Below are 7,577 nucleotides of genomic sequence, written 5' to 3'. Positions count from 1 at the left end.
GTTCTTCCCGTCCGGCCTCTATCAGCTCGACGCCGAGGTCTCTCCGATGCCAGGCACGTTCCTGCAGCTGGCGTCCCCGCTGACGCTCAAAGAAGCCACCGAGCAACTGGTGCTGGCGCCGGTCAACGGTGTCTACGGCCTGCATAACTCCAAAACCCACCGGGTTGACAGCGAAACCGTCGGCCGCATGTTCGGGCAGATCGGCGTGATCGTGTTCATCATGTCCATCGGCGCCTTCATTTCGGTCAGCTTCGCCACCCGCGCGCTCGAGGTGGCCGTGGCCGCACTCGCCGACCGGCTGCGGGAAAATGGCTGGATGCTGATTGCCGCCGTCATGACGCTGTTCTCGCTGCTCGGCTCGACGATGGGGTTTTCGGTCGAGACGCTGGGCTTTTACGCGCTCTTCATCCCACTGATGGGCGCGCTCGGCTATGACAGGCTGGTGACCGCCGCCATGATCATCATCGGCGCCCTGGTCGGCGTGATGAGCTCGACCGTCAACCCCTTCTCCATCGGCGTGGCGGCCGGCGAAGCGGGCATCTCGATCGGCGACGGCATCGGCCTGCGCTTTGTACTGTGGGTGGTGCTGACCGCGATGTCCATAGGCTGGGTGCTGCGCTATGCGGCCAAGGTGCGCCGCGACCCGACAGCCTCGCTGGTGGGCTGGGACGCTGCGGAGGAAGCACCGACGAATGAGGCGCAAGCGCAGTTGACGGGCACGCAAAAATGGGTGCTGCTGATCACCGCGCTGGCCTTCGGCTTGATGATTTTTTCGGTCATCCCCTGGTCCAGCGTGATCGGTGGCCGTGCCGCCGCGGCCGACTATTACGGCCTGCACGAGGTGGTGGGTGCCACGCCTTTTTGGTTCGAGCTGAACTGGTGGTTTCCGCAGCTGGCCATGCTGTTCATTTTGGCCTCGGTGCTGGTCGGCATCGTGGCGGGCATGGGCGAGAAGGAGACAGTGCGCCTGATCGCCGCCGGCGCCTCCGACATGATGGGCCCGGCGATGGTGGTGCTGCTGGCCGGCGGGGTGTCGGTGATCATGAACAACACGCAGACGCTGGACACCATTCTGCATTCCATGGAGCGCTTGGTGACCGGCGCGTCGGCGGGCTTTTTCGTCTTCTTGACGGTGCTGGTGAACATCCCGCTGGCCATTTTGATCCCGTCCAGCTCCGGCCATGGCGCTTTGGCGATGCCCTTGCTGGCCCCCTTGGCCGACTTCGCCCAGGTCAGCCGGGCCAGCACCATCACCGCCTGGATCATGGGTCATGGCCTGGCGCTGCTGATGGCGCCGACCAGCGTGGTGCTGGTCGGCGGACTGGCCATCGCCAAGGTCGGCTACGACAAATATCTGCGCTTCGTCTGGCCGCTACTGCTGGCCTTGTTCGCCGTGTCGACGCTGATCATCGGCATCGCGGCGACGCTGGAATAGGGCCGGTCAGCTGATCGCCGGGGCAATCGTTGGGGCAATCGCCGGGGCAATCGCTGAGGCAATCGCTGGGTAAGCGCCATAACCCTCGGGCCAAGCGGTCAGCAGCTCGAAGCCGCTGGCGGTGACCAGCACCATATGCTCCCACTGCGCCGACAGGCTGCGGTCCTGGGTGATCACGGTCCAGCCATCGGCCAGCTCTTTGACGCCGCGCTTGCCGGCGTTGATCATCGGCTCGATGGTGAAGATCATGCCGGCCTGCAGCTTCATGCCCTCGCCCGGCTGGCCGAAATGGTTGACATGGGGCTGGTCGTGATAGACGTCGCCAATGCCGTGCCCGCCGTACTCGCGCACGACGGAGAAACCCTCGCGGTGCGCGACGCTCTGGATCGCATGCCCGATATCGCCCAGGGTGGCGCCGGGGCGCACCTTCAGGATGCCGGCGCGCAAGGCCTCATAGGTGGTATTGACCAAGCGGCGCGCCAGCGGTTTGGGCTCGCCGACAAAATACATGCGGCTGGTGTCACCGAACCAGCCGTCCTTGATCAAGGCGACATCAAGGTTGACGATGTCGCCGTCCTTGAGGATCTTGGTCGGCGACGGGATGCCGTGGCAGACCACCTCGTTGACCGATGAACACAGGGTCTTGGGATAGCCGTGGTAGCCGATATTGGCCGCCGTGACGCCGAGCTCGTCGACGATGTAGTCATGGCAGAGCTTGTCCAGCGCATCGGTGCTGACGCCGGGCTGCACATGGGGCGTGATCATCTGCAAGACCAGGGCCGCCAGGCGGCCGGCCTCCTTGGCTTTGACGATCTCGTCCGCCGTGCGGAGCTTGACCGGGCTGCCCCTCACGGCCGCACCTCCCGTTGCGCGGACGCCGACACCAGATCCAGCCCACCGGCCTGCTCGGCACGGATCAGCAACAGAGAGATCTCGCGGTGATCGAGGTCGGGGTGCAGCTCGGCCAGCAAGCCTATGCGCATCCAATGCTCGGCCTGCGCGTTGATCGAACGAGAAAGTGCGCTGCTGGCGACGCGCAGGCTCTCATGCATTTGGTCTGAAATTTTGACGATTCCCATGCCGCAATCATATACGAAACAGATACGTTTCGTATTGACCCCTAATCGCCGCCCTTGACCTCCAACAACGCCTGCTCGGCCGAGTCATACATCTGCGGTTCAAGGCCGCGTGCGGCAAAGGCGGCGCCCAGCAAGCTGCGGTTGAAGCCGGCCGTGCCGTAGCGGGTGACGTTTTCATAGAACTGATCGCTCAGCTCACGCACCATCGCCGCATAGGCATCGGCGACCTGCGGGTCCAGATGGAAATGGTCGTAGTTGACGACGCACCAGACGCGTGAGCCCAGCGGCGCCAGGCGCCGCTCCACCTCGGCACGAATCGCCTCCACATCGTCGACGCAGCGCACCGCCAGGCGTTCGAAATTGAGAAAGAATTGCCGCGTTGGCGCGTCATAGCTGAAGCGCTCAGTCAGCGGCAGCATCAAGTGCCGCGCGCGCAGACCAATCGCGACGTCGCCGAACAAGCCGGCGTCCATGACCACCGGCGCGGTCGGCATCAAGGGCCTGAAGCCCATCAGGTCCAGCACATCGCGCTGCAAATCCAGGCCGGGCGCCACCTCGGTCAGGATCAAACCCTCCGGCCCGAGTTGCAGCACGCAGCGCTCGGTCACATAAAGCACCTGCTGGCCACGCCGTAGCGCCTCGCGGCCGGAGAAAGTGCGCTGCTCCACGTTGGGCAAGAACTTGGGCACGCCATTGCTCAAAAAACTGCCGACGAAGACCAGCCGCTTGGCGTTCTGGCTGATATTGATGAAGCCGCCGGCACCGGCCAGGCGGCTGCCAAAGCGGCTGACGTTGACATTGCCTTGCGCGTCGGCCTGCGCCAGCCCCAAGACGGCCAAGTCGAGGCCGCCGCCGTCGTAAAAATCGAACTGATAGGGCTGATCAATCACCGCCTGGGTGTTGACCGCCGCGCCAAAGTTCAGGCCACCGGCCGGAATGCCGCCGATCACGCCGGCCTCGGTGGTCAGCGTGATCAGGTCGATGATGTGTTCTTCGGCCGCTACCGCCGCCACACCCTCGGGCATGCCGATGCCGAGGTTGACCACATCGTGCGTCCTCAACTCCAGCGCCGCGCGCCGGGCAATCACCTTGCGCAGACTCATGGCCATAGGCTCCACCGCGGCCAGAGGCACCCGCAGCTCGGCGGCAAAGGCAGGGCTATAGGGTTCCACAAAGGTCTGCATATGGAATTCGGGCCGCTCGGCCAGCACCACCGCGTCGACCAGGATGCCGGGGATCTTGACCTGGCGCGGGTTCAGGCTGGCGTTGGCGGCCAGCCGCTCGACCTGCACGATCACAATCCCGCCGCTATTGCGCACCGCCATCGCGATGGCCAGTGAATCCAGCGTCAGCGCCTCGCGCTCCATGGTGATGTTGCCGTCGGCATCGGCCGTGCTGCCGCGCAGCAGGGCCACATCGATGGGGAAGGCCTTGTAGAACAGATAGGGCTCGCCGTCGATCTCCATCAAGCGCACCAAGGCCTCGGTGCTGCGCGCGTTGACGGCGCCGCCGCCATGACGCGGGTCGACAAAGGTGTCCAGGCCGACCCGGCTCAGATGGCCGGGCTTGCCGGCGGCGATGTCGCGGTAGAGCTGGCTGATCACGCCCTGCGGCAGATTCCAGGCCTCGATCGCGCCGCTCAAGGCCAGCTTTTGCAGCGCCGGCACCAGACCCCAATGCCCGCCGACGACGCGCCGAAGCAGGCCCTTGTGGCCGAAGTGATTGAGCCCGCGCTGCTTGCCGTAGCCCTGGCCCGCCGCGTAGACCAGGCTCAAGTCGCGCGGCCGGCCGCTGTGCAGATAGCGCGCCTCCAGCGCCAGCGCCAGGTTCTCCGCGAAGCCGATGCCGACAAAGCCCGAGGTCGCGACGCAGTCGCCGTCATGAATCAGCGCCACGGCCTCGGCGGCGGCCACCACCTTGCCATGCTCCATGGTCTGCAGCGCATGCAGCTGCGCTAGGCGCTGCGCGCGTGGGCTGTCCCCGGGCTGGCTTTGTGCGGCTGGTGTCATCGTTACTCCAGGCTGCAGTGTCGCCGCAAATTCAAAGCACCTGCATCTCCCGCAGCAAGCGATCGGCCTTGTCCACCACCTTCATCTGCCAGAGCATGTAGCGCGCATCCAGGCAGATGCTGCGCGACTTCTGTACATCGAAATCCCAGCTGTCGATGACGCTGTCCAGCGTGCCGTCAAACAGCAGGCCCACCAGCTCGGCGCGGTCGTTCAAGACCGGCGAGCCGGAGTTGCCGCCGGTGGTGTCCAGGGTGGCTAGGAAGTTCACCGGCACCGAATCCAGGCTATCCACCTTGTAGCGGTCGAATTGGCGCGCCTTGATGGCCGCCAATTGCTGCGCCGGGGCATTGAATTCGCCCTCGCCGGTGTGCTTGGCCGCGATGCCGCGCAGCGTTGTGAAGGCCTGCCAATCGGCGCCGTCGACCGCGCCTTTGCGGCCCTGGACATGGCCAAAAGCGACCCGCAGCGTGCTATTGGCGTCCGGGTAAACGGCCAAGCCCTTGCTGGCCTTGAAAGCGATCAAGGCCTTCATGGTGCTGGCATAGGCTTGGTCCAGCTGGCCGCTGAGCGCTTTGTCGCGCGCCTCACGTGCTTCGTCATCGGCATACAGCGCCACCGCGGCCTTGATGAAGCCGTCAGAGCTGGCCTTGAAGGCCGCCACATCGCGCTGCATCCAGGCCATGCGCTCGGCCTGCTGGTGCAGCTGGCTGGCGGCGTAGAGCGCGTCCAAGCGCGTCTTGACGGCCGCTTCCGTCATGCCGGGCTGCAGGCCCAGCGCCGCCAGCAAAGACGGGTTCAATTGCGCCGCCGGCAAGGCCAGGTAGCGGGCCAAGAAATGCGCGCTCAGTTGTTTGTCGACCGGCTCGTCATAGCGACGCTGCAGCGTCTCCAGCTCTTGAGCAAAACGCAGACTGTCGCGGGCCTGGTAGCCGGGCAAACGCTGCGCATCCGGCCGCGCTTGCTGCTGCGCGTACTGGTACAGGCTGCGCGCGGCCGCCAGCAGGCGCGGCGAGGTGTAGTCCAGCAATTGCTCGGCGCGGGCGATCTCTTGGCTTTGTGCCAGCAAGCGCTCAACCCGCGCAATATCCGCGCCGTATTGCGCTTGGGCGACCCCATCGGCCGCCACCCAGGCCTTCAACTCGGCAAAGGCTTGCGACTTGCGGGCCAAGATGTCGCTGCCGTCGAAGCTGGCCTGCTGGCCCTGCATATTCTTGTGGTAATTGGCAATCCCGGCGACCCGGTCGGCCACGGCAATCTCGGCGTCGCGGCGGCCCTGCGTGGCGGCCTTGATCAAGGCCAATTGCTCACCCATCAGCTTGATCTGGCTGGGCTGCTGCCAGGAGAAGGTGAAGTCCACCTCGGCCGGCAGGCGGTGCCGGTTGGTCTCGCCGGGGTAGCCGGCGACCATCAGAAAGTCACCCTCCTTGAGTGGCTGGCTGGCCAGCTTCAGGTGGTGCTTGGGCTGAAACGGCTGGTTGTCTGGGTGGAAGTCGGCCGGTCGGCCGTCCGGGCCTACATAAGCGCGGTAGAAACTGTAGTCGCCGGTGTGGCGCGGCCACATCCAGTTGTCGGCATCGCCGCCGAACAGACCCACGCCCAGTGCGGGCGCATGCACCAGGCGGATATCGCGCAGCTCCATCTGCTTGATCAACTGGTACTGCAGGCCGCCATAAAAGCTGGCGACATGGCAGCGATGGCCGCTGTCCGCCTCGCAGGCCGCGGTCAGGCGCTTCTGACCCGCCTCGATGGCGTCGAAACGGGCCTTGCCGGCCAGCGCCTGGGTCTTGGCATCCAGCACTTGTTCGCTCACATCGCTGACCGCCACCGTGACGAAAACGCGACTGCCCGGTGCGGCGGGCAACTCTTCGCTCAAGCCGGCGGCCAAAAAGCCTTGCTGGAGCAAATCGCGCTGCGCGCTGGAGTTGTATTGGATGCTGCCGTAGGCGCAGTGATGGTTGGTCACGATCAAACCCAGCGGCGACACGAAAGACGCGGTGCAGCCACCCAGGCTGACGACGGCGCCCATCGGAAATTCGGTCAGCTGCGACAGCCGGCTGGGGTCGATCCGCAGCCCGGCAGCGCTCAAGGCCTTGGAAATTTGCGGCAATTGCTGCGGCATCCACATGCCTTCGGCGGCCCGCGTCTGCAGCGGCGCCATGGCGGCCAGGGCCGCGGCAAAACTCAGGAGTTTAAATATTTTTTTGATATGCACGAGAAGCAAGCCTTTTCAAACAGGGCAGTAGCCTACACCAGCGCCGCACCCCTGCCAAAAGTAAGGCTGTACGGACATTCGACTGGATGTTCCCCCAGCCTTGACCCAAACTTGAGCTGACACGAAACTGACGTCAAGGCGTTTTCAACTTGGGAGCCCTGCCATGACCCTGATCCAACTGACTCAGATCAAGCACTGGCTGCTCCTGCATGGGCGCCGTCATCCGCTGGAGTTGTGTGCCTGGGATATGGTGCTGACGGCCTGGGTGCTCGGCTGGGTGGCGCTGCCGGCGCTGTTGCTGATGCATGCCTGGCTGCTGCTGCCCTTGTGCCCGGCGGGCTTTTTGCTACCGGGCTTTTATGCTTCTTGGCGAGTGCGCCTGCACCGCAGCGGGCGCCTGCGTTGCGACTGGCTGACGGCGCTTTGAGCCCGCCAACAACAAAGCCCTCACGCGGAGGGCTTTGTGATCGTCGCGTTCACTGTTCGCTCAGTGAATCAAGCCTATCCATTCGCCGGCTTGCTGATAGCTATTGAACATGCGCATCGCCAATTCGCGCAGGGCCGCATTGGCGCTGGCGTGGCCTTGGGCCAAACGTTCGCAAGCGTAGAGGCGGTCATAGAGCATGCGGGTCGGCTGCAAGGCCAAACCTTCGCACGCCATCAGCGCCTGAAAACGCTGCAGATCGCCGCCGTCCACCGGCCCGACGATGGGCGAGCCAAATTCGAGTGCGGACTGCGGGCGCAAAAAAAGCTCATCGGCGCAAGCTTCCGGCAGATCAAAGTAGATCGGGGCGCTGAGCGGCAAATCTGGCGTCAGGCGATAAACATTGCTCATGAGAACC

7 protein-coding genes are annotated in these 7,577 nt (G+C 64.6%); 2 read left to right on the top strand and 5 right to left on the bottom strand.

All coding sequences use genetic code 11. From position 1 onward, the window contains the following. The coding region (locus RMO57_RS11490; protein ID WP_310386730.1) for a YfcC family protein at window positions 1-1,435 on the top strand (1,435 nt) is incomplete at its 5' end. Window positions 1,436-1,441: 6 nt separating this feature from the next. Here RMO57_RS11490 and map read toward each other — a convergent pair. The 4 genes from map to RMO57_RS11470 form a co-directional block, all read right to left on the bottom strand. Beyond that, on the bottom strand, window positions 1,442-2,287 hold the full coding sequence (map, locus tag RMO57_RS11485) for a type I methionyl aminopeptidase (protein ID WP_310386727.1): 846 nt from the start codon (window positions 2,285-2,287) through the stop codon (window positions 1,442-1,444). Next, a complete protein-coding gene (locus RMO57_RS11480; protein WP_310386726.1) occupies window positions 2,284-2,514 on the bottom strand; it encodes a ParD-like family protein in 231 nt (76 codons plus the stop codon). Before RMO57_RS11480 ends, map begins: the two co-directional genes overlap by 4 nt. A 41-nt stretch (window positions 2,515-2,555) precedes the next feature. After that, entirely contained in the window at window positions 2,556-4,445 is a 1,890-nt protein-coding gene (locus RMO57_RS11475; RefSeq protein ID WP_310386732.1) for an acyl CoA:acetate/3-ketoacid CoA transferase, read from the bottom strand. Window positions 4,446-4,554: 109 nt separating this feature from the next. Next, the gene (locus RMO57_RS11470) at window positions 4,555-6,681 is read right to left on the bottom strand and encodes a S46 family peptidase (RefSeq protein WP_414896411.1); all 2,127 of its coding nucleotides are present in this window, start codon (window positions 6,679-6,681) and stop codon (window positions 4,555-4,557) included. Window positions 6,682-6,898: 217 nt separating this feature from the next. On the opposite strand from RMO57_RS11470, the gene RMO57_RS11465 reads away from it, so the two are divergent. Next, window positions 6,899-7,162: a hypothetical protein gene (locus RMO57_RS11465; protein ID WP_310386723.1), complete on the top strand. Its 264-nt coding sequence runs from the start codon at window positions 6,899-6,901 to the stop codon at window positions 7,160-7,162. A gap of 60 nt (window positions 7,163-7,222) precedes the next feature. Here RMO57_RS11465 and RMO57_RS11460 read toward each other — a convergent pair. Next, window positions 7,223-7,577: hypothetical protein (locus RMO57_RS11460; protein ID WP_310386722.1), on the bottom strand; the 355-nt coding region annotated here is incomplete at its 5' end.

This window comes from Roseateles sp., from assembly GCF_031397715.1.
Taxonomy (GTDB): Bacteria; Pseudomonadota; Gammaproteobacteria; order Burkholderiales; family Burkholderiaceae_C; genus Paucibacter_A.
Note: the sequence above shows the minus strand (reverse complement) of the source record. Positions and strands in the feature narration are given on the sequence as shown.